At 58.3% G+C, this 21,393-nt stretch carries 16 protein-coding genes and 1 tRNA gene; 15 read left to right on the top strand and 2 right to left on the bottom strand.

Features of this window, described 5'->3' with window-relative positions; translation table 11 throughout:
• The first annotated feature begins 110 nt into the window (after positions 1 to 110).
• The gene (locus tag AC6CHO_RS02415; protein ID WP_498213470.1) at positions 111 to 1,376 is read left to right on the top strand and encodes an ATP-binding protein; all 1,266 of its coding nucleotides are present in this window, start codon (positions 111 to 113) and stop codon (positions 1,374 to 1,376) included.
• Positions 1,373 to 2,041, top strand: a complete 669-nt coding sequence (locus AC6CHO_RS02410) for a LuxR C-terminal-related transcriptional regulator (protein WP_498213468.1) — start codon at positions 1,373 to 1,375, stop codon at positions 2,039 to 2,041. The genes AC6CHO_RS02415 and AC6CHO_RS02410 overlap by 4 nt, the downstream gene beginning before the upstream one ends.
• A 74-nt stretch (positions 2,042 to 2,115) precedes the next feature.
• On the opposite strand, the gene AC6CHO_RS02405 is transcribed toward AC6CHO_RS02410, so the two are convergent.
• The gene (locus AC6CHO_RS02405) at positions 2,116 to 3,315 is read right to left on the bottom strand and encodes a pyridoxal phosphate-dependent aminotransferase (protein WP_060702236.1); all 1,200 of its coding nucleotides are present in this window, start codon (positions 3,313 to 3,315) and stop codon (positions 2,116 to 2,118) included.
• 269 nt (positions 3,316 to 3,584) lie between these two features.
• On the opposite strand from AC6CHO_RS02405, the gene AC6CHO_RS02400 reads away from it, so the two are divergent.
• The 8 genes from AC6CHO_RS02400 to AC6CHO_RS02365 all read left to right on the top strand — a co-directional run bounded on the left by AC6CHO_RS02400 (position 3,585) and on the right by AC6CHO_RS02365 (position 9,184).
• Positions 3,585 to 3,657: transfer RNA gene (locus AC6CHO_RS02400), tRNA-Trp, on the top strand.
• 117 nt (positions 3,658 to 3,774) lie between these two features.
• Entirely contained in the window at positions 3,775 to 4,023 is a 249-nt protein-coding gene (secE, locus tag AC6CHO_RS02395) for a preprotein translocase subunit SecE (protein WP_060702235.1), read from the top strand.
• Positions 4,024 to 4,098: 75 nt separating this feature from the next.
• Positions 4,099 to 4,947 (top strand): transcription termination/antitermination protein NusG, encoded by an 849-nt coding sequence (nusG, locus tag AC6CHO_RS02390; RefSeq protein ID WP_498213465.1) that lies wholly within the window; start codon positions 4,099 to 4,101, stop codon positions 4,945 to 4,947.
• A gap of 130 nt (positions 4,948 to 5,077) precedes the next feature.
• The gene (rplK, locus tag AC6CHO_RS02385; protein ID WP_060702233.1) at positions 5,078 to 5,509 is read left to right on the top strand and encodes a 50S ribosomal protein L11; all 432 of its coding nucleotides are present in this window, start codon (positions 5,078 to 5,080) and stop codon (positions 5,507 to 5,509) included.
• A gap of 135 nt (positions 5,510 to 5,644) precedes the next feature.
• Positions 5,645 to 6,349 (top strand): 50S ribosomal protein L1, encoded by a 705-nt coding sequence (gene rplA, locus AC6CHO_RS02380; protein WP_060702232.1) that lies wholly within the window; start codon positions 5,645 to 5,647, stop codon positions 6,347 to 6,349.
• A gap of 545 nt (positions 6,350 to 6,894) precedes the next feature.
• Positions 6,895 to 7,419: a 50S ribosomal protein L10 gene (gene rplJ / locus AC6CHO_RS02375; protein WP_444662694.1), complete on the top strand. Its 525-nt coding sequence runs from the start codon at positions 6,895 to 6,897 to the stop codon at positions 7,417 to 7,419.
• A 72-nt stretch (positions 7,420 to 7,491) separates the two neighbouring features.
• The gene (gene rplL, locus AC6CHO_RS02370; protein ID WP_498213462.1) at positions 7,492 to 7,866 is read left to right on the top strand and encodes a 50S ribosomal protein L7/L12; all 375 of its coding nucleotides are present in this window, start codon (positions 7,492 to 7,494) and stop codon (positions 7,864 to 7,866) included.
• A 148-nt stretch (positions 7,867 to 8,014) separates the two neighbouring features.
• A complete protein-coding gene (locus AC6CHO_RS02365) occupies positions 8,015 to 9,184 on the top strand; it encodes an acyltransferase family protein (protein ID WP_498213460.1) in 1,170 nt (389 codons plus the stop codon).
• On the opposite strand, the gene AC6CHO_RS02360 is transcribed toward AC6CHO_RS02365, so the two are convergent.
• Positions 9,138 to 9,635 carry an aminoacyl-tRNA deacylase gene (locus AC6CHO_RS02360; RefSeq protein WP_498213458.1) on the bottom strand — a complete coding sequence of 166 codons (498 nt, stop codon included), beginning with the start codon at positions 9,633 to 9,635 and terminating at the stop codon, positions 9,138 to 9,140. The two genes, AC6CHO_RS02365 and AC6CHO_RS02360, sit on opposite strands and share 47 nt — an antisense overlap.
• A 626-nt stretch (positions 9,636 to 10,261) precedes the next feature.
• Here AC6CHO_RS02360 and rpoB point away from each other — a divergent pair.
• From rpoB to fusA, 5 genes are all read left to right on the top strand, one after another.
• Complete coding sequence (gene rpoB, locus AC6CHO_RS02355; protein WP_498213456.1) at positions 10,262 to 13,768, top strand: DNA-directed RNA polymerase subunit beta; 3,507 nt, start codon at positions 10,262 to 10,264, stop codon at positions 13,766 to 13,768.
• Positions 13,769 to 13,866: 98 nt separating this feature from the next.
• On the top strand, positions 13,867 to 17,757 hold the full coding sequence (locus AC6CHO_RS02350; protein WP_498213454.1) for a DNA-directed RNA polymerase subunit beta': 3,891 nt from the start codon (positions 13,867 to 13,869) through the stop codon (positions 17,755 to 17,757).
• Positions 17,758 to 18,359: 602 nt separating this feature from the next.
• Positions 18,360 to 18,734, top strand: coding sequence for a 30S ribosomal protein S12 (gene rpsL / locus AC6CHO_RS02345; RefSeq protein ID WP_047119685.1), 375 nt, complete (start codon positions 18,360 to 18,362; stop codon positions 18,732 to 18,734).
• Complete coding sequence (gene rpsG, locus AC6CHO_RS02340; protein WP_022874142.1) at positions 18,734 to 19,204, top strand: 30S ribosomal protein S7; 471 nt, start codon at positions 18,734 to 18,736, stop codon at positions 19,202 to 19,204. Before rpsL ends, rpsG begins: the two co-directional genes overlap by 1 nt.
• Positions 19,205 to 19,273: 69 nt before the next feature.
• The gene (gene fusA / locus AC6CHO_RS02335; RefSeq protein ID WP_498213451.1) at positions 19,274 to 21,388 is read left to right on the top strand and encodes an elongation factor G; all 2,115 of its coding nucleotides are present in this window, start codon (positions 19,274 to 19,276) and stop codon (positions 21,386 to 21,388) included.
• Positions 21,389 to 21,393: the final 5 nt, after the last annotated feature.

The raw sequence follows: 21,393 nt of genomic DNA, 5'->3' as shown, positions 1-21,393 counted from the left end.
GTTCCTGCCGGGCACCGCTATGAGGGGATACCCTGAACTTCCCCTAGGGGTGCCCCTAGATGTGGTGATCAAACACCAAAAATCGGTCATAACGTGCTTGACTTAGAACTATGGAAAGCCCTGAACGAAGCCTCTTGGTGCGCAGCGAGCATCGCATGATCGCTGGCGTCAGTGGCGGACTGGCAGCCCATCTGGGAATTCCACTGAATTACGTCCGGCTGGGGTTTATCGCCTTGACCGCCTGTGGCGGTATCGGAATCCTGCTCTACGCGTGGCTTTGGGTCTTTGTCCCAAGCGTGGAAGAAGCACAGGCCGATGAAATCAGGTCCTGGGGGACAAGAAGGCGAAGCCTTGCCGAGGAGATGAACAGGGTCCAGCAGGGCTTGTTCCGCTCCCGGGAAGGATGGGAGAAGAATTCCTCCTGGCGTGAACTTCTGATCGGCTGCGGGCTGCTGGTGCTGGCCGTGCTGGCTTTGGCCCAGTGGGCAGGATGGAATATCCGCTGGGATCTGATCTGGCCTTCGCTGGGAATCATTGCCGGAATACTCTTGGCATGGCTGCAACTGGACGAACAGGTCACCAGGCCGGGCAGGAAGAAATCGGCGCCGCTTCTGATCCGGCTTGGCCTTGGTTTGTTGCTGGTCATCGGTGGCTTGCTCGCCATCCTCAGTGGTTCCGTTGGCGTGGCGGACCTGCTGGGCGGGATGTGGGCCGCGATAGCCATTATCGTCGGTGCAGTGGTCGTCTTGCTGCCATGGGGGACTAGGCTTTGGCGAGATTTCCTGGCCGAAAGAAGTTCCAGGCAGGCATCCGCACAACGCGCGGAGTTCGCAGCCCACTTGCACGATTCGGTCTTGCAGACCTTGGCCGTCATCCAAAAGCGCAGTGATGACCCCGCCGCAGTGCGGACCTTGGCCCGCATCCAGGAACGCGAGTTGCGCCAGTGGCTTTACGGCAACCAGGACCTGGACGATGAAGACGTTGTGGTCGAGGTGCAACACGAAGCCAGCGACATCGAACAATTGCTGCTGCGCGATGTTGAAGTCATCGCCGTGGGAAACGCCCAAGGCTTCGAAGGGCAGCAGGCGCTGGTCGCGGCTACCAGGGAAGCAATGATGAATGCGGCCAAGCACGCGCCGGGCAAGATCTCCGTGTACATCGAGTGCTCGGAGACGGCCGTTGAAGTCTTTGTCCGCGACCGCGGCGAGGGCTTTGACTTCGGCGAGATTCCCGAGGACCGCCATGGAGTGCGGGAGTCGATTATTGGACGCATGCAGCGTGCTGGTGGCAAGGCCACGATACGCAGCAGCGAAACCGGAACCGAGATCCGGCTGAGCATGCCTAGGAACACTACGCAGGAAGAACCACATTCATGAGCACCGAAAACAGCACCCAAAGCTATCGTGTAGTCCTTGTCGACGATCACGCGATTTTTCGCTCCGGCCTGAAAGCGGACCTCGCCAATGACATGCAAATTGTTGGGGAGGCAGGAAGCGTTGAGGAAGCCATCGCGGTGATTACCGAGCAAAAGCCTGATGTGGTGCTGCTCGATGTCCACCTGCCTGGCGGCCGGGCCGGGGGAGGCGCCGAAGTACTGAAGAATTGCACCCAGCTACTGGGGACAACGAAGTTCCTGGCGCTGAGCGTTTCTGATGCAGCGCAAGATGTGGTCACGGTGATCCGCGCCGGAGCGCGCGGCTATGTCACCAAGAGCATTTCCGGTGAGGAAATCTCAGATGCGGTGCGTCGTGTGGCTGCTGGCGACGCGGTCTTTTCGCCGCGACTGGCCGGTTTTGTGCTTGATGCATTTGGCAGCAGCACCGCAGTATCGGCAGTCGATGAAGAACTGGATCTGCTCTCGGACCGCGAATTGCAGGTCATGCGCTTGATCGCCCGTGGCTATAGCTACAAGGAAGTGGCTACGGAATTGTTCATCTCGGTGAAAACCGTGGAGTCCCACGTATCGAATGTCCTGCGCAAGCTCCAGCTATCCAACCGGCATGAGCTCACCCGCTGGGCCGTGGACCGCAAGATCCTTTAATCGCAGCTGGGCAAAAAACTGCCGGTGGCCCAAGGAGTTCCTTGGCCCACCGGCAGTCTGCGTTGATGCTGTGTCTACTTGGCTTCGCCGAGCAATTTGGCGATGCGTGCTACGCCTTCAGCGAGATCGGCATCCCCCAGCGCGTAGGACATGCGGATGTAGCCCGATGGACCAAAGGCTTCGCCTGGGACAACGGCTACCTCGGCCTGTTCCAGGATGAAGGCGGCCAATTCGGCGCTGGTGTTGTTGACGACTCCACGGATTTCCCGGCCGAGCAGTCCTCGAACGTCCGAGTACGCGTAGAACGCGCCTTCCGGAGTTGGGCAGTGCAGGCCGTCAATGGCGTTCAGGCCCTCGACGATGGCCAGGCGGCGGCGGTTGAAAGCGGTCTTCATTTCATTGACAGCATCCAATGGGCCGGAGACGGCAGCCAGCGCGGCACGCTGGGAAACGTTGGCAACGTTCGAGGTGGCGTGCGACTGCAGGTTGGTGGCGGCCTTGATGACGTCGGCTGGGCCGGCCATCCATCCAACGCGCCAACCGGTCATGGCGTAGGTCTTGGCGACGCCGTTGAGGATGACGACGCGATCTTCCAGCTCCGGGGCCAGGGTGGCGATGGAGCTGAAGCTGGCATCTCCGTATGTCAGGTGCTCGTAGATTTCGTCGGTGACAACCCACAGGCCCTTGGAAGCTGCCCACTGGCCGATCTCGCGAACCTGCTCTGGCGAGTACACGGCGCCCGTAGGGTTCGACGGCGAAACGAATAGCAGCACCTTGGTGCGATCGGTCAGCACGGACTCGAGCTGCTCAACAGTGACCTTGTAGCCCTGTTCCGGACCGGCGAAGATCGAGACGGCCTTGCCGCCGGCCAACTGAATAGCTTCAGGGTAGGTGGTCCAGTATGGAGCTGGAACAATGACCTCGTCGCCTGGATCGAGCAAGGTGGCGAAGGTGTTGTACACGGCCTGCTTGCCGCCATTGGTCACCAGGACCTGGGATGCGGAGATCTCATAGCCGGAGTCGCGCAGGGTCTTTTCCGCAATGGCTTCGCGCAGCTCTGGAAGGCCAGCAGCAGGGGAGTAGCGGTGGTTCTTCGGATCTGTTGCAGCTTTGAGCGCAGCTTCAACAATGTAGCCAGGCGTTGGGAAGTCAGGTTCACCGGCACCGAACCCGATGACTGGGCGTCCAGCGGCTTTCAGGGCCTTGGCCTTGGCGTCGACGGCGAGGGTTGCGGATTCGGAGATTGCGCCGATGCGGCGAGAAATTCGAGACATGTGAGAATTCGTCCTGAAGTCTATGGGGTCAGCTGTTGTTTCCCAGTTTAGATCCCTGAACCCCAGATCAATCGACCATGAGTGAAAATGACATCAACGCGGATCAATGGACGCTGATCTATGCGTTCTGCGCCACACCATGGGTTGTCAGTTCGACATTTGCGATTTCGTTGCGTAAAGTTATTTCTCGTTGCCGAGACATCGCAACGGAACAAGCTCGATGCTTTTATCCGCTAAGATGATCTAGGTGGGAGCGAGAAAAGCTCCGAAGGGTAGTGGCGCAATTGGTAGCGCAGCGGTCTCCAAAACCGCAGGTTGCAGGTTCGAGTCCTGTCTGCCCTGCGCAGTAGCGATTTTGTCGCTCAGCGAATTACTCACGTCACGGTGTGTTGTGGTCGGTCAGGCTACGACGCACCGTGATTGTTTCAACTGGCCAAAAAAATTGAAACGAGGAAGAACGTGACCGAATCTGCTCTCAACTCTGGAAAGAGTAAGCAGAAGAAGGGCTTTTTTGCCCAAATCATGCTGTTTTTCCGTCAGGTAATCGCGGAACTTAAAAAGGTAGTCACCCCGACCCGTAGCGAATTGCTCAATTACTTCTTGGTAGTTGTCGGATTTGTTGTCGTGGTGATGCTGATCGTGACAGCCCTGGATTTCGTCTTTGGGCAAGGTTCGATCCTCCTGTTCACTAAACAGGTAGAACAGTAAGTTTAGTTGCCTCGGAGGTATAATCGCCCCCGAGGCAATTTCAGTGTCATTCAGTCAAAGAAAGCAGGAGCTGCAGTGTCCGACAAGGAACTCGAACCGCAGATTAATGACGAGGTCGAAAACGAGTTCGTTGAAGCCGACAGCGATCAGGTAGATGCAGCCGCTGAGGTTGATATCGACTCGACCGAAGCCCCAGCCGCAGATGCTGAAGATGCCCAGGTTGCTGATGCTGAATCTGACGAAGATGCTCAGGTCGCTGAATCTGACGTAGAGGTTGAAGAAGCCGACGCCGAGGAATCCGGCGAAGACAAGGTTGCTCGCCTCAAGGAAGAATTCCGTTCGAAGCTGCGCCGCCTGCCTGGTGACTGGTTTGTCATCCACACCTACGCCGGTTACGAAAACCGCGTCAAGGTGAACCTGGAAACCCGTATCCAGACCCAGGACATGGAAGAGTTCATCTACGACATCCAGGTGCCGATGGAAGAAGTCGTTGAGGTCAAGAACACTCAGCGCAAGATTGTCCGCCGCGTGCGCATCCCGGGGTACGTCCTGGTTCGCATGGAGCTCACCGACGCTTCGTGGGGTGTTGTTCGACACACTCCAGGCGTCACCGGTTTCGTTGGAAACGCCCACGATCCCAACCCGCTGAACCTCGACGAAGTGTTCTCCATGCTTGAGCACACCGTGGTCGACCCAGTAGAGCAGCCATCGGCGTCCAAGCCTGGCCGTGCTCCAATCACTGAGGTCACTGTGGACTTCGAGGTTGGCGAATCGGTTATCGTCAACGATGGTCCATTCGAAACGATGCCGGCCACGATCTCGGAAATCAAGCTGGATGCAGCTCAGCTGGTGGTACTGGTTTCGATCTTCGAACGCGAAACCCCAGTGACCCTGAACTTCAACCAGGTCACCAAGATCCAGTAGTATTAAGTCTTCGTGCCCCATATCGGTCGCTTATCGATGTGAGGGCGCGTTTGGCTGTCGCGCCACGATAGCCAGATCCCCGTGCCACGCTCCTGTGCCGCGGGAAACGCAAGAGTAAGAAGGACCCGACATGGCCCCAAAGAAAAAGGTCACCGGACTCATCAAGCTGCAGATCCAGGCAGGTGCTGCTAACCCAGCTCCGCCAATTGGTCCAGCCCTTGGTCAGCACGGCGTCAACATCATGGAATTCTGCAAGGCTTACAACGCAGCGACCGAGTCGCAGCGCGGTAACGTGATTCCAGTTGAAATCACCGTCTACGAAGACCGTTCGTTCACTTTCATCACCAAGACTCCTCCTGCAGCAGAGCTGATCAAGAAGGCTGCTGGCATTGCAAAGGGTTCGGGCACTCCTCAGTCCCTGAAGGTTGCAAACCTGACCCAGGCACAGGTTGAGGAAATCGCCACCTCCAAGATGGCTGACCTGAACGCAAACGATCTGGCTGCCGCAGCCAAGATCATCGCCGGTACCGCTCGCTCCATGGGTGTGACCGTAGAAGGCTAATTCCGCCTTCCGCTGTTCACCTGGTGAAGAGCAACAAAGAATTTAATCTAAGGCGAAACGATCAGCTGATCGATTCGCCCGTGGCAGGACCGCGCGCGGTCCATATGACCACGACTGCATAAGGAGAAAACGCAGATGGCAAAGCGCAGCAAAGCATACGTAGCCGCCGCGGCTAAGATCGATGCCGACAACAACGTCTACGCTCCGGCCCAGGCAATTGCCCTGGCCAAGGAGACCGCAGGCGAGAAGACCAACTCGACCGTTGAGGTTGCTTTCCGCTTGGGTGTTGACCCACGCAAGGCTGACCAGATGGTCCGCGGTACCGTCAACCTTCCACACGGCACCGGCAAGACCGCCCGCGTGGTTGTTTTCGCTAACGGCGACAAGGCAGAAGCAGCTCGCGAAGCTGGCGCCGACTTCGTTGGCTCGGACGACCTGATCGAAAAGATCCAGGGCGGCTGGGTTGACTTCGACGCAGCAGTTGCTACCCCTGACCTGATGGGCAAGGTTGGCCGCTTGGGTAAGGTACTGGGTCCTCGTAACCTGATGCCAAACCCTAAGACCGGTACCGTAACCATGGATGTTGCCAAGGCAGTTACCGACATCAAGGGCGGCAAGATCGACTTCCGCGTCGACAAGCACTCGAACCTGCACTTCATCATTGGCAAGGTTTCGTTCGACCAGAAGCAGCTGACCGAGAACTACGCAGCAGCTCTTGAAGAGGTATTGCGCCTGAAGCCTTCGGCTTCGAAGGGCCGCTACATCTCGAAGGCCACCCTCGCAACCACCTTCGGTCCAGGCATCCCTGTTGACCCGAACGTGACCCGCGTCGAGGCCTAAGCCTAGTAGCTTAATCAATTGAGGGAGCATGCCGATTACCGGCATGCTCCCTCAGTGTTTAACCGGCGATTCCAACCTGTTCCGCGAAGCCCGTGTGCGGATAGGAAACCATAATTGCCGGTGATAGGCTTGGATTGCCGAGTAATTCGGACATCTGTGTATGGATCCCCCAAGGCTATACACCGATGAGGCTTAGAAGTTCCCCAAGCTTCTAGGTCCGACGGGACTTATTGCCCGTGTTCCCCAAGCGCAGGTAAATAAGTCCCGTCACCCCAAACCACTTCTAAGTGATCAGTATCATGATCCTGGGTCCAGCTTCGATTTGCTGTGCCAGGATGATCTGGCTTAGACTGGAACTACCGAAGACCGTCGGTTGAACAATTGGATTCCCAATGTTCCTAAAGGTCCGCAAGGACAACCAACGCAGGTTACATAGATTTGCTTTAACTTGAATGAGTTGAACTGCCCTGTGCTCCTGCGCGGGGCTATTTTTATGGCCTCGCCGGTTTTGAAACGGTACCGAACAAATCCCCGGAAGGAGTGTTATGGCAACCCCGAGCAAGACTGCAGCGATTGAAGAAATCACTGCGGACTTTAACGAAGCAACCGCGGCTGTCTTGACCGAATACCGTGGGCTTACCGTTGCACAGCTCAAGGATCTGCGCCGCTCGCTTGGTCAGGAGACCAAGTACGCAGTTGTGAAGAACACCTTGACCGCAATCGCAGCTAAGAACGCTGGCATCGATGCATTCGATGAGCAGCTTTCCGGCCCAACTGCTATCGCCTTCGTAAAGGGCGATGCTGTTGCTGCTGCTAAGAGCCTCACGGAATTCGCCAAGACCAACGACAAGCTGGTTATCAAGACCGGCTGGTTCGAAGGCAAGGCGCTGGACCAGAGCGGCATCGCTGCACTGGCCGCACTGGAATCCCGCGAAACCCAGCTCGCTCGCGTTGCTGCAGTACTGCAGGCTCCGGCCTCCGCTGCTGCTCGCGTCGTCGAAGCACTGCGTGCAAAGCTCGAAGAGGACAACGGTGGCGCTGCTGCCGAGGAAGCTCCGGCAGAAGCCTAAGCTTTCGCGATCTCTCGCAACGTAATCCCAAATTCATTAGGCCCCCGGGCCAAAACCGAAAGGACGCCGACCATGGCGAAGCTCAGCAACGAAGAGCTGCTTTCCGCATTCAAGGAAATGACCATCATCGAGCTTTCCGAGTTCGTTAAGGAATTCGAAGAGACCTTCGACGTAACCGCTGCTGCTGTTGCAGTTGCCGGTCCAGCTGGCGGCGGCGAAGCTGCTGCTGAAGAGCAGACCGAATTCGACGTAGTTCTGGAATCGGCTGGCGACAAGAAGATCGCAGTGATCAAGGAAGTTCGCGCAATCACTTCCCTGGGCCTGAAGGAAGCCAAGGAGCTCGTTGACAGCGCTCCAAAGGCTCTGCTTGAGGGTGTTGCAAAGGACGCTGCCGAGAAGGCTAAGGAAGCTCTCGAAGCTGCCGGCGCTACCGTCACCGTTAAGTAAGTTCCGCGGTCACTCGCAACTTATTGCCAAGGGGCCCACAGGCGAAAGCCTGTGGGCCCCTTGGCCGTTAACTGGTACTTTCATCTGAATTGTTTTATAACGTTTCTATTAACAGCGTTTATTCAAGTTCAATGTATACGCTAAATAGGTGTCGAATTCTCTAACTCCCCGGACCCATGCAACTGCGCCGAGACTTGGTCTATTAGACGCACTGCGTATCACCGCTGCTCTGATAGTGGTGTTCTACCACTACACGGCTTGGGGACATGACCACTGGGGGGCCAAGGCTCCAGAATTCTGGCCGGTGCTCTCTGAAATCACCCGGTACGGCCAATTGGGAGTGCAGCTTTTTTTCTTGATTTCAGGCTTCGTGATCCTGATGTCCCTGCAGGGCAAAAACGTCATCGGATTCATCGGATCACGCGTCGGAAGGCTTTATCCAGCCTATTGGCTGGCCGTCATTGCCGCAGCAGTGCTGTCATTGAAAATCTGGCCAGCGGGCAACGACGGGCGAACTGCCAGCGATATCCTGCCAAACCTGACGATGATGCAGTCGGCCTTCAACATCCAGGACCTAGATGGCGTCTATTGGACGCTGTGGGTTGAGCTGCGCTTTTATATTCTGCTCGGCCTGCTGCTGGCCCTCGGGCTGGTCAAGAACAAGCACATTATGTGGTTGTGCGCGTTGTGGCCGGCCATTGGCCTCTATCTTCACTTCACCCAGCTGGATAAGGTTCAGGACTGGTTCGCTGGCCAATATGCCGCTCTCTTCGCCGCTGGCATGATGATGTACTTGATCTACCAAAACGGCCACACGTTCCTGCGCTGGCTGCTGCTGATTCTTGATACCGCAATCGCCGCATTCTTCACTGGAATCAAGGGCCGCTTCGATGCTGGCTATCTTTCCGGACTCGACGTTCCAGCGTGGCACTTCCAAGTACTCGCGGTGGCTTGCGTAGCTATTTTGGCAGTATGCACGCTGACGCCGCTAAAGCACATCGAGGCACGATGGATGGCCGTTGCTGGTTCGCTGACTTTCCCGCTATACCTCTTCCACCAGCTGTGGGGCTGGTGGATCATCGAAGAACTTCACGGCGTCATGAACAAGTACGTGCTGCTCTTCGGATTGGTTGTGTTCATGCTCGGCTGGGCGTACCTGGTAGCCCGATTTGTCGAGCGGCCAGTTGGCTTGCCCTTGCGCAACGCCACGATCAAGACGCTGAACGTCACCTCCGATTGGGTCAAGAAGGCGCTGAGCCGTCCGCCGCTATCTATTCCGGAGCCGAAATATCAGCAATCGTGGCATCAAACCCGGTAACCAGGTCCTGCGGGTGAACCAGCAGCCCGTGGCCACGATCGCCGCTGCCCAGCCCGATATGCTCAGGTACCGGCTCCTCGAAAACGCTGGCATCGATGTACACCGGAAGTACCGAATGCGAGCCGAAGGGGGTAATGGTTCCGCTTTCGTAGCGCGTGACATCCCAGGCAACGCCGGAATCGGGCAGCGAGAGCTTGTTGACGCCCAGCTGGCTGCGCAATTTTGCCCAGTCCAGCTTGCGGCCTCCGGGAATCAACGCGAAAACGAAGGTGTCATCAGATTTCTTGATCACCAGGGACTTCAACAGGTGGGCGGGCTTGATTCCCAAGGCCTCGGCCGCCTCCTCCAAGGACTTCACCTTGTCGCGCGGTACCAGCTCAATGGGGATGTTTCGGCGGGAAGCGTCGAGCGTTACTCGGGTCAATGCTTCGTCGGACTGCAACTTGTTCACTGGATCTCCTGAGCGTCGATGTTTGCCCCAGCATAGTCATTAGGGAGTGAAGATTCCATGATGCACGGGTGCATGTCCAGGCGGGGTTCGGCCATCTGCCCACCGGAGAGGGCACGGGAATGAAACTGTTACAAGGACAGGTCCGCGGGGAATGAAAAAATTCGGTTGCAAATGATCCACGGGGCGCCACTGGGTCGTCAGAGGCGGCAAATTCGGTGATGTGACAAAACGCATACCGCTTCGGGCAAATAGTGTTTTCGCGTGACTGATGTGCGCGTCAAGCGTTCCACCGCAGTAGCGTATGTGCCAAGAATCTGCGGGATCAGTAGGCTAAATGCGCTGAGGGGAGTAGGCCGACGATTGCGGGGAAGCCAGCGGTTTCTCGGGGAATTGGCATCGCTAGGGCCGGGCGTAATCCAGGGGCGAAAACTATAGCACGGATTTGTGCACCGAGTATCGACAACCGGAAATTACTCCGGTAGAGTAGAAATTTGCGCCTTACTGTTTGCGCGCGCGACCTTCATATAGCGGTGGGTTCGTGCGGTCCCAAAAGAGGAACTGTCCTATGGCAGGTACCTTAGCACGGTAAGCGTTCGGAAACCTGACGGTCTTTGGAAGGATCCATCTTGGTCGCCTCGAGCAACCCTAACAACCAAACCGCTAGTTCGGCTCGCGATGCTGCATACGCTGGCCGACTTTCTTTTGCAAAGATTCACGAACCACTTGAAGTGCCTAACCTGCTGGCATTGCAGACCGAGAGCTTTGATCGCCTCGTCGGCAACCAGAACTGGGTAGAGCGTCTGGCCAAGGCAGAAGCCGCTGGCGACTTCAGCGTGCCCAACGCCTCGGGCCTGGCTGAAATCTTCGAGGAAATCTCCCCGATCGAGGACTTCCAGGACACCATGTCCTTGAGCTTCTCGGAGCCGGAGTTCGCTGATCCCAAGTACTCGATTGCCGAGTGCAAGGACCGCGACGCCACTTACTCGGCACCGCTGTATGTCAAGGCCGAATTCATGAACAATGAAACCGGCGAAATCAAGCAGCAGACCGTGTTCATGGGCGATTTCCCGCTGATGAGCGAAAAGGGCACCTTCATCATCAACGGCACCGAGCGTGTCGTTGTGTCCCAGCTGGTTCGCTCCCCAGGTGCTTACTTCGAGTCCGCACCGGACAAGACCAGTGACAAGACGATCTACTCGGCACGTATCATCCCATCGCGTGGTGCATGGTTCGAGCTGGAAATCGACAAGCGCGACCAGATCGGCGTGCGCCTTGACCGCAAGCGCAAGCAGTCGGTCACCGTGCTGCTCAAGGCCCTGGGCTGGAGCGAAGAGCAGATCCTGTCCGAGTTCGGCCAGTACGATTCGATGCGCGCCACCTTGGAAAAGGACAGCATCAAGGACCAGGACGAAGCGCTGCTGGATATCTACCGCAAGCTGCGTCCAGGCGAGCCTCCAACGGTCGAGGCCGCTCAGGCACTGTTGAAGAACATGTACTTCGAGCCTAAGCGCTACGACCTGGCCAAGGTTGGCCGCTACAAGATCAACCGCAAGCTCGGTGTCGAGACCCCGGTTAACGCCGAGAACGCATCGGTGCTGGCACTTGACGACCTCGTTGCCATGATCCGCTACCTCGTTGCGCTGCACGCCGGCGAGAAGACCGTTCAGGGCACCCGCAAGGGCGAGATCGTTGACATCCCGGTCAACGTGGATGACATCGACCACTTCGGCAACCGTCGCATCCGCGCCGTGGGCGAACTGATCGAGAACCAGGTCCGCACCGGCCTGTCCCGCATGGAGCGTGTTGTGCGCGAGCGCATGACCACCCAGGACGTCGAGGCGATCACCCCGCAGACCCTGATCAACATCCGCCCTGTCGTGGCTGCCATCAAGGAGTTCTTCGGAACCTCGCAGCTCTCGCAGTTCATGGACCAGAATAACCCGCTGGCCGGCCTGACCCACAAGCGCCGCTTGTCGGCTCTAGGCCCAGGCGGCCTGTCCCGTGACCGCGCAGGCATGGAAGTTCGAGACGTTCACCCGTCGCACTACGGACGCATGTGCCCGATTGAAACTCCCGAAGGCCCGAACATCGGTCTGATCGGTTCGTTGGCAACCTACGGCCGCATCAACGCCTTCGGTTTCATCGAAACCCCATACCGCCGCGTATCCAACGGTGTTGTCTCCAACGAGGTTGACTACCTGACCGCAGACGACGAGCTGCAGCACTACATCGCACAGGCCAACGCGCCTCTGGATGAGAACGGCCGCTTCATGGAAGAGACCGTTCTGGTTCGTGAAAAGGGCGGTGGCGGCGAGCCTGTTATCGTCGACGCGGCTGAAGTGACCTTCATGGACGTTTCGCCTCGCCAGATGGTGTCGGTAGCTACCGCGCTGATTCCATTCCTCGAGCACGACGATGCCAACCGAGCACTGATGGGCGCCAACATGCAGCGCCAGGCTGTGCCGCTGCTGAAGTCGGAGCGCCCGCTGGTTGGTACCGGCATGGAGAAGTTCGCGGCAGTTGACGCCGGCGACTCCGTGGTGGCTTCCAAGCCAGGTGTGGTCACCGAGGTCTCGGCTGACCTGGTTGTTGTCATGAACGATGACGGCACCGAGTCGATGTACCCGATCATGAAGTTCGCACGCTCGAACCAGGGCAACGCCTACAACCAGCGCGTTCGCGTGTCCGAAGGCGATCGCTTGGAGTTCCAGTCGATTATCGCCGACGGTCCGTCCACCGACTCCGGTGAGCTGTCCCTGGGCAAGAACCTGCTCGTGGCATTCATGTCCTGGGAAGGCTACAACTACGAGGATGCGATCATCCTCTCCCAGCGCATGATCTTCGACGACGTGCTCACCTCGATCCACATCGAAGAGCACGAAGTTGACGCCCGCGACACCAAGCTCGGTGCCGAGGAAATCACCCGCGACATCCCGAATGTCTCGGAAGACATCCTCTCCCAGCTTGATGACCGCGGCATCGTCTACATCGGTGCCGAGGTTGAAGCCGGCGACGTGCTGGTAGGCCGTGTCACCCCGAAGGGCGAGACCGAGCTGACCCCGGAAGAGCGCCTGCTGCGTGCCATCTTCGGCGAGAAGTCCCGCGAAGTCCGCGATACTTCGCTGAAGGTTCCGCACGGCGAGTCCGGCACCGTCATTGGTGTTCGCATCTTCGACCGCGACAACGACGATGACCTTTCCCCTGGTGTCAACCAGCTGGTCCGCGTCTACGTTGCCCAGAAGCGCAAGATCTCCATCGGTGACAAGCTCGCTGGCCGCCACGGTAACAAGGGTGTTATTTCCCGCATCCTGCCGCTGGAGGATATGCCATTCCTCGAGGACGGCACCCCGCTGGATATCATCCTGAACCCGCTGGGTGTACCAGGCCGTATGAACGTCGGCCAGGTTATGGAAATCCACCTGGGCTGGGCTGCCAAGCAGGGCTGGAAGATCGAGGGCGAGCCTGCATGGGTTCGCGATCTGCCGAACCTGCCACGCGAGTCCGAGTCCACCACCGTGGCAACTCCAGTGTTCGACGGCGCTTCGGAAGAAGAAATCCGCGGCATCCTGGATTCGACCAATAAGACCCGCGACGGGGTGCGCCTGATTGGCAACTCCGGCAAGGCGAAGCTGTTTGACGGCCGCTCCGGCGATCCGTTGCCAGATCCGATTTCCGTTGGCTACATGTACATCTTGAAGCTCCACCACCTGGTGGACGACAAGATCCACGCCCGTTCCACCGGTCCATACTCCATGATCACCCAGCAGCCATTGGGTGGTAAGGCCCAGTTCGGTGGCCAGCGCTTCGGTGAAATGGAAGTTTGGGCACTGGAGGCTTACGGTGCCGCTTACACGCTGCAGGAAATCCTGACCATCAAGTCGGATGATATCCACGGTCGCGTTAAGGTCTACGAAGCTATCGTCAAGGGCGAGAACGTTCCAGAGCCTGGTGTTCCAGAATCGTTCAAGGTGCTCATCAAGGAAATGCAGTCGCTGTGCTTGAACGTCGAGGTACTTGGTACTGACGGCAACACTATCGAAATGCGTGAGTCGGACGAGGAATCGTTCCGCGCCGCTGAAGAGCTGGGCATCGACCTTTCACGGTCGGAGCCGAACTCCGTAGAGGAAGTTTAATTTGACGCCCTGCCTGCAGTGAACCTGCAGGCAGCGGCCGAGAATTCAACCCTCATTCGTATCGACTTCAGACACCACAGAAGAGAGAAAAGGACCATATGTCCAGCGATTCCTCATTCGGCCTCATGCGAATCAACCTTGCCACCGCGGATGAAATCCGTGGATGGAGCTACGGCGAGGTCAAGAAGCCGGAAACCATTAACTACCGCACCCTGAAGCCGGAGAAGGACGGTCTTTTCTGCGAAAAGATCTTCGGCCCTTCCCGCGACTGGGAATGCTACTGCGGCAAGTACAAGCGCGTGCGCTTCAAGGGCATCATCTGCGAGCGATGTGGCGTTGAGGTGACCCGTGCGAACGTTCGTCGTGAGCGCATGGGCCACATCGAGCTTGCAGCTCCAGTGACCCACATCTGGTACTTCAAGGGCGTTCCATCGCGCTTGGGCTACCTGCTTGATCTGGCTCCGAAGGACCTCGAAAAGGTCATCTACTTCGCTGCCTACATGATCACCGGTGTTGACGAGGCACGTCGCCACGCCGAAATGCCTAACCTGCAGGCCCAGCACGACCTGGAACTGCGCAACCTGGCGAACAATGCAGAAGCTGACAAGAAGGCTGTTGCAGCCGACCTGGAAGCCGAGCTGGAGCGCCTGGAAGCAGATGGCGCCAAGAACGCCGAGCTGAACAAGGCCCGTACCCTGGCCGAGAAGACCGTTCTGCAGATCGACAAGCGCGCCAAGGCCGAGGCCGAGCGCCTGCGTGCGGTCTGGGAGCGCTTCAAGGGCCTGAAGGTCGCCGACCTCGAAGGCGACGAGGGCCTGTACCGCACCATGCGCGAGAAGTACGGACTGTACTTCGAGGGCTCCATGGGTGCAGAAGCGATCCAGAAGCGCCTTGAGAACTTCGATCTGGCCGGCGAAGCTGAAGAGCTGAAGACCATCATCGAGAACGGCAAGGGCCAGAAGAAGGCCCGCGCCCTCAAGCGCCTGAAGGTTGTCAACGCCTTCCTGGTCAATGGCAACTCGCCTAAGGGCATGGTGCTTGACGCCGTTCCAGTGATCCCGCCAGAACTGCGCCCAATGGTCCAGCTCGATGGTGGCCGTTTCGCCACCTCGGACCTGAACGACCTGTACCGCCGCGTGATCAACCGCAACAACCGCCTCAAGCGCCTGCTTGATCTCGGTGCGCCAGAGATCATCGTGAATAACGAAAAGCGCATGATGCAGGAAGCTGTTGACTCGCTGTTCGACAACGGCCGTCGTGGCCGTCCGGTCACCGGTCCAGGTAACCGCCCGCTGAAGTCCCTGAGCGACATGCTCAAGGGCAAGCAGGGTCGTTTCCGCCAGAACCTGCTCGGCAAGCGCGTTGACTACTCGGGCCGTTCGGTCATCGTGGTTGGCCCGCAGCTGAAGCTGCACCAGTGCGGTCTGCCTAAGCAGATGGCCTTGGAGCTCTTCAAGCCGTTCGTGATGAAGCGCCTGGTTGACCTCAACCACGCACAGAACATCAAGTCGGCCAAGCGCATGGTCGAGCGCTACCGCCCGCAGGTCTGGGACGTTCTCGAAGAGATCATCACCGAGCACCCGGTATTGCTCAACCGTGCACCAACCCTGCACCGCTTGGGCATCCAGGCCTTCGAGCCACAGCTGGTTGAAGGCAAGGCCCTTCAGCTGCACCCATTGGTTTGTGGCGCCTTCAACGCCGACTTCGACGGTGACCAGATGGCAGTCCACCTGCCGCTGAGCCCAGAAGCCCAGGCTGAAGCCCGCATCTTGATGCTGTCCTCGCACAACATCTTGAAGCCTTCCGATGGCCGCCCAGTGGCATTGCCTTCGCAGGATATGATCATCGGCTTGCATCACTTGACCACCAAGCGTGCTCACGAGATCGGCGCCGGCCGCGTGTTCTCCACGATCTCCGAGGCCATCATGGCCAAGGACCGTGGCGAGCTGCACCTGAACGCACCGATCAAGGTCCGCGTGCCGAACTTCGTTCCTTCCGAGGAGCAGCCTGCTCCTGAGGGCTGGGAGCCAGGCACCGACGCATTGCTGGAGACCTCGCTGGGCCAGGTGCTGTTCAACGACACCCTGCCAGCGGACTACCCATGGGTTGCCCGCGTCGCCGGCAAGGATGCACTCTCGGAGATCGTCAACGATCTGGCAGAGCGCTACCCGAAGATCATCGCCGCAGCTACCCTGGATAACCTGAAGGATGCCGGTTTCTACTGGGCTACCCGCTCGGGCGTCACCGTGGCAATCTCGGACATCACCTCGAACATGGACAAGGCAGCCATCCTTGCGCCATACGAGGAACGTGCCGCCAAGGTGCAGGCTTCCTACGACAAGGGCCTGATTGCGGATACCGAACGCCGCCAGGACCTGATCGACATCTGGACCAAGGCTACCGACGAGGTTGCCGAGGCCATGAAGAACGGCATGGAAGAGTTGAACACCATTAACCGAATGGTGACTTCCAAGGCCCGTGGTAACTACCTGCAATTGCGCCAGATTGCCGGTATTCGTGGTCTGGTGTCCAACCCTAAGGGTGAAATTATTCCTCGCCCGATCAAGTCTTCCTACCGTGAAGGCCTGTCGGTTCTGGAGTACTTCATCGCGACCCACGGTGCGCGTAAGGGCCTGGCCGATACCGCACTGAAGACCGCAAACTCGGGTTACCTGACCCGTCGTCTGGTCGACGTGTCGCAGGATGTCATCGTTCGCGAAGAGGACTGCGGCACCAAGCGCGGCCTGACCGTTGCCATCGCGGATAACTCCGCGGGCATTCGTGTCAAGCACGAAACCGTTGAGAACTCGGCTTACACCCGTACGCTGGCCGCCGACGTCAAGGACGCCGAAGGCACCGTACTGGCAACCGCCGGTTCCGATGTGGGCGACGTGCTGATCGAGTCGCTGTACAACGCAGGCGTGGATGAAATCCGCGTTCGCTCCGTGCTGACCTGCGACTCGGCTGTTGGAACCTGTGCACTGTGCTACGGCCGTTCGCTGGCCAGCGGCAAGACCGTGGACATCGGCGAGGCTGTTGGCATTATCGCCGCGCAGTCCATCGGCGAGCCTGGTACCCAGCTGACCATGCGTACCTTCCACACCGGTGGTGTGGCATCGGCTGACGATATCACCCAGGGTCTGCCTCGTATCCAGGAATTGTTCGAAGCCCGTACCCCTAAGGGTGTGGCTCCGATGTCCGAGGTCACCGGTCGCGTGTCGATCGAGGACGACGAGAAGCAGCTGCGTGTTGTGGTCACCCCGGACAACGGCGACGAGAAGCAGGCCTACCCGGTTCTGCGTCGTGCTCGCCTGTTGGTCGAGGAAGGCCAGAACATTGTTGCCGGTACCCAGCTCACCAGCGGTACCTTGGATCCGAAGCAGGTTCTTCGAGTCCTCGGCCCACGTGAAGCACAGAAGTTCCTGGTCCGCGAAGTCCAGGATGTGTACCAGTCCCAGGGTGTAGGCATCCACGATAAGCACGTGGAAGTCATCGTCCGCCAGATGCTGCGTCGCGTCACCGTGATCGAGTCCGGCGAGACCGAGTTGCTGCCAGGCGAGTTGGCCGACCGTTCGCGCTTCACCGCTGCGAACCGCAAGGCTGTCACCGAAGGCAAGCGCCCAGCTGCCGGTCGTGACGAGATGATGGGTATTACCAAGGCATCGCTGGCTACGGACTCGTGGCTGTCGGCTGCTTCCTTCCAGGAAACCACTCGCGTCCTGACCCAGGCCGCGATGGAAGGCAAGGAAGATCCGCTGCGCGGCCTGAAGGAGAACGTGATCATCGGTAAGCTGATCCCGGCCGGTACCGGTCTGGATCGCTACACCCAGGTCAACGTCGAGCCAACCGATGAGGCAAAGGCAACTTTGTTCACCGGCACCTCGGCCTTCTCCTCGGGTCTGTACGACGATGCGCTGGAAGGCGGGCTGTCGCCTGAATTCCGTGCCATCTCGATGGACGACTACGACCACGGTTCGGACTTCCGGTAAATTCGGAAAGAACACCGCTAGGTAGTTGACCCAGCGCCTGCCCGCACGAAAGTGCGGGCAGGCGCTGGGCGTTTAACCGTTGACCGCCAGGCTCGTGCAGGGAAAGGCGCGGTGCGGCGGGCAGCAACGAGCGATCACCCCTTGACATAGTTGAAAAATCATCTGGGAGATAAGACAACTAGAGAATAAGTCGCGGTCGTTTGCGGCGGGGGAGAGGTGCTGCCCAGCGGGTTCATCTGCCCTTCGCCTGGGCGTCGGCCGCTGTTCGGCAGGGCGCGATAGCCTGAAGATGCGGGATTGCCGAGCCGGCGCAGTGCGCGGCCGCCCGGGGCGAGCACGGTGATCTCGGTTACTGGAGATGGTTGGCCAGCGGATTAATGCTAGACTGAAATCAATTGTTTTATGTGTGGCAAAATGGACTCAGTCCGGGTTGCGGGTAGGTTGCGCAACGAATGCCACACTTTCGCACGCCTAGGGACTTTTAGATCCTGGTTGAGCGGTAAAGCAAGCAGCTAGCTCCACGAAGGAAGCACCGAAACTCTACTAGGCAACAGTGCTTATGACGTGGTGCCGACAAACTTAGACAATGGAAGGACACGAAAGTGCCTACTATTCAGCAGCTGGTCCGCAAGGGCCGCTCGCCTAAGGTCGTCAAGACCAAGGCCCCTGCCCTGAAGGGCAACCCAATGCGCCGTGGCGTATGCACCCGTGTGTACACCACCACCCCGAAGAAGCCAAACTCGGCTCTGCGTAAGGTCGCACGTGTGCGCCTTGCCGGTGGCATCGAAGTGACCGCTTACATTCCAGGTGTCGGACACAACCTGCAGGAACACTCCATCGTGCTCGTTCGCGGTGGTCGTGTAAAGGACCTTCCGGGTGTTCGCTACAAGATTGTACGTGGTGCTCTGGATACCCAGGGTGTGAAGGATCGTAAGCAGGCTCGTTCCCGCTACGGTGCAAAGAAGGATGGTAAGTAATGCCTCGTAAGGGTCCGGCGCCAAAGCGCCCACTAGTTTCTGATCCAGTCTTCGAATCCCCATTGGTCACCCAGCTGATCAACAAGGTTCTCGTAGACGGCAAGAAGTCCACTGCAGAGCGCATTGTTTACGGTGCACTCGAAGGTGCCGCTGCAAAGTCCGGTACCGACGCTGTTTCGACCCTCAAGAAGGCCATGGACAACATCCGTCCAGCCCTTGAGGTTCGTTCCCGCCGTGTCGGTGGCGCGACCTACCAGGTTCCTGTTGAGGTCAAGCCAGGCCGTGCAACCGCACTGGCATTGCGCTGGTTGGTTGGCTACTCGAAGGCTCGCCGCGAGAAGACCATGATCGAACGTTTGATGAACGAGATCCTGGATGCATCGAACGGTCTGGGTGCCGCTGTGAAGCGTCGCGAAGACACTCACAAGATGGCCGAGTCCAACAAGGCCTTCGCACACTACCGCTGGTAAGAAATGCTTGAACATGCTGGGCATCAACCGATGCCCAGCAGTTCCGGCCTCACCTTTTAGGGAGACAACGTGGCACAGGACGTGCTTACTGACCTGAACAAGGTCCGCAATATCGGCATCATGGCCCACATCGATGCCGGTAAGACCACTACTACTGAGCGCATCCTTTTCTACACGGGTGTGAACCACAAGCTCGGTGAGACCCACGACGGTGCGTCGACCACCGACTGGATGGAACAGGAAAAGGAACGCGGTATCACCATTACCTCCGCGGCCGTTACCTGCTTCTGGAACAAGAACCAGATCAACATCATCGATACCCCAGGCCACGTTGACTTCACCGTTGAGGTGGAGCGTTCGCTTCGCGTGCTCGATGGCGCCGTTGCCGTATTCGATGGCAAGGAAGGCGTTGAGCCTCAGTCTGAGACCGTTTGGCGCCAGGCTGACAAGTACGACGTTCCTCGTATCTGCTTCGTCAACAAGATGGACAAGCTGGGTGCCGACTTCTACTTCACCGTAGATACCATCATCCAGCGCCTTGGTGCCAAGCCGCTGGTTATGCAGCTGCCAATCGGCTCCGAGTCCGAGTTCACCGGCGTCGTTGACCTGCTGTCCATGAAGGCATTCGTTTGGGAAGGCGACGCCAAGGGCGACGTCACCATGGGTGCTGCTTACGAAACCCGCGAAATCCCTGCCGACTTGGTTGAGCGTGCTGAAGAGTACCGCGCCAAGCTGGTTGAAGATGTCGCTGAGGCATCCGAAGAGCTCATGGAGAAGTACCTCGAAGGTGAAGAAATCTCCGTTGAGGAACTGAAGGCTGGCATCCGCAAGCTGACCGTGAACTCGGAAGCCTACCCAGTATTCTGTGGTTCGGCCTTCAAGAACCGCGGCGTTCAGCCAATGCTGGATGCAGTTATCGACTTCCTGCCAAACCCACTGGACGTTGGCGCCACCATCGGTCACGATCCGAAGGATGAAGAAGTTGAGCTGACCCGCGAGCCTTCGGAGGACGCACCGTTCTCGGCACTTGCGTTCAAGATCGCCGCTCACCCGTTCTTCGGCCAGTTGAACTTCATCCGCGTTTACTCCGGCAAGGCAGAGTCCGGCGCACAGCTGCTGAACTCCACCAAGGGCAAGAAGGAACGCGTAGGCAAGCTCTTCCAGATGCACTCCAACAAGGAGAATCCGGTAGACGAGATCCACGCAGGTCACATCTACGCTGTGATCGGCCTGAAGGCCACCACCACCGGTGACACCCTGTGCGATCCAGCCCACCCAATCGTTCTCGAATCGATGACCTTCCCGGATCCAGTGATCTCCGTGGCCATCGAACCAAAGACCAAGGGTGACCAGGAAAAGCTGTCGACCGCTATCCAGAAGCTGTCGGCAGAAGATCCAACCTTCACCGTGTCCCTGAACGAAGACACCGGCCAGACCGTCATTGGCGGCATGGGCGAGCTTCACCTGGACATCCTGGTTGACCGCATGAAGCGCGAATTCCGCGTGGAAGCAAACGTTGGTAAGCCACAGGTTGCATACCGCGAAACCATCAAGAAGGCTGTGGAGAAGGTTGACTTCACCCACAAGAAGCAGACCGGTGGTTCGGGTCAGTTTGCAAAGGTCCAGGTCTCGTTCGAGCCTCTGGAAGTTGTTGACGGCGTAACCTACGAGTTCAAGAACGCCGTGACCGGTGGTCGTGTTCCTCGTGAGTACATCCCATCCGTTGACGCTGGTATCCAGGACGCAATGCAGTACGGTATCCTCGCAGGCTACCCACTGGTTGGTGTCAAGGCTACCCTCATCGATGGTGCTTACCACGATGTTGACTCCTCGGAAATGGCCTTCAAGATCGCTGGTTCGCAGGTATTCAAGGAAGGCGCACGCCGCGCTAACCCTGTTTTGCTTGAACCGCTGATGGCTGTTGAAGTTCGTACCCCGGAAGAGTACATGGGCGACGTTATCGGCGACCTGAACTCCCGTCGTGGTTCGATCACCGAGATGTCCGACGCTGCGGGTGTCAAGGTCATCCGTGCAGGCGTGCCGCTGTCTGAGATGTTCGGTTACATTGGTGACCTGCGTTCGAAGACCCAGGGCCGTGCTGTTTACTCGATGACTTTCGACAGCTACTCCGAGGTCCCGAAGGCAGTTGCCGACGAGATCATCCAGAAGTCCCGCGGCGAATAATCGCT

The sequence above is a fragment of the Glutamicibacter sp. GQ173 genome (assembly GCF_059759215.1).
This window is presented reverse-complemented; position numbering and strand designations above follow the sequence as displayed.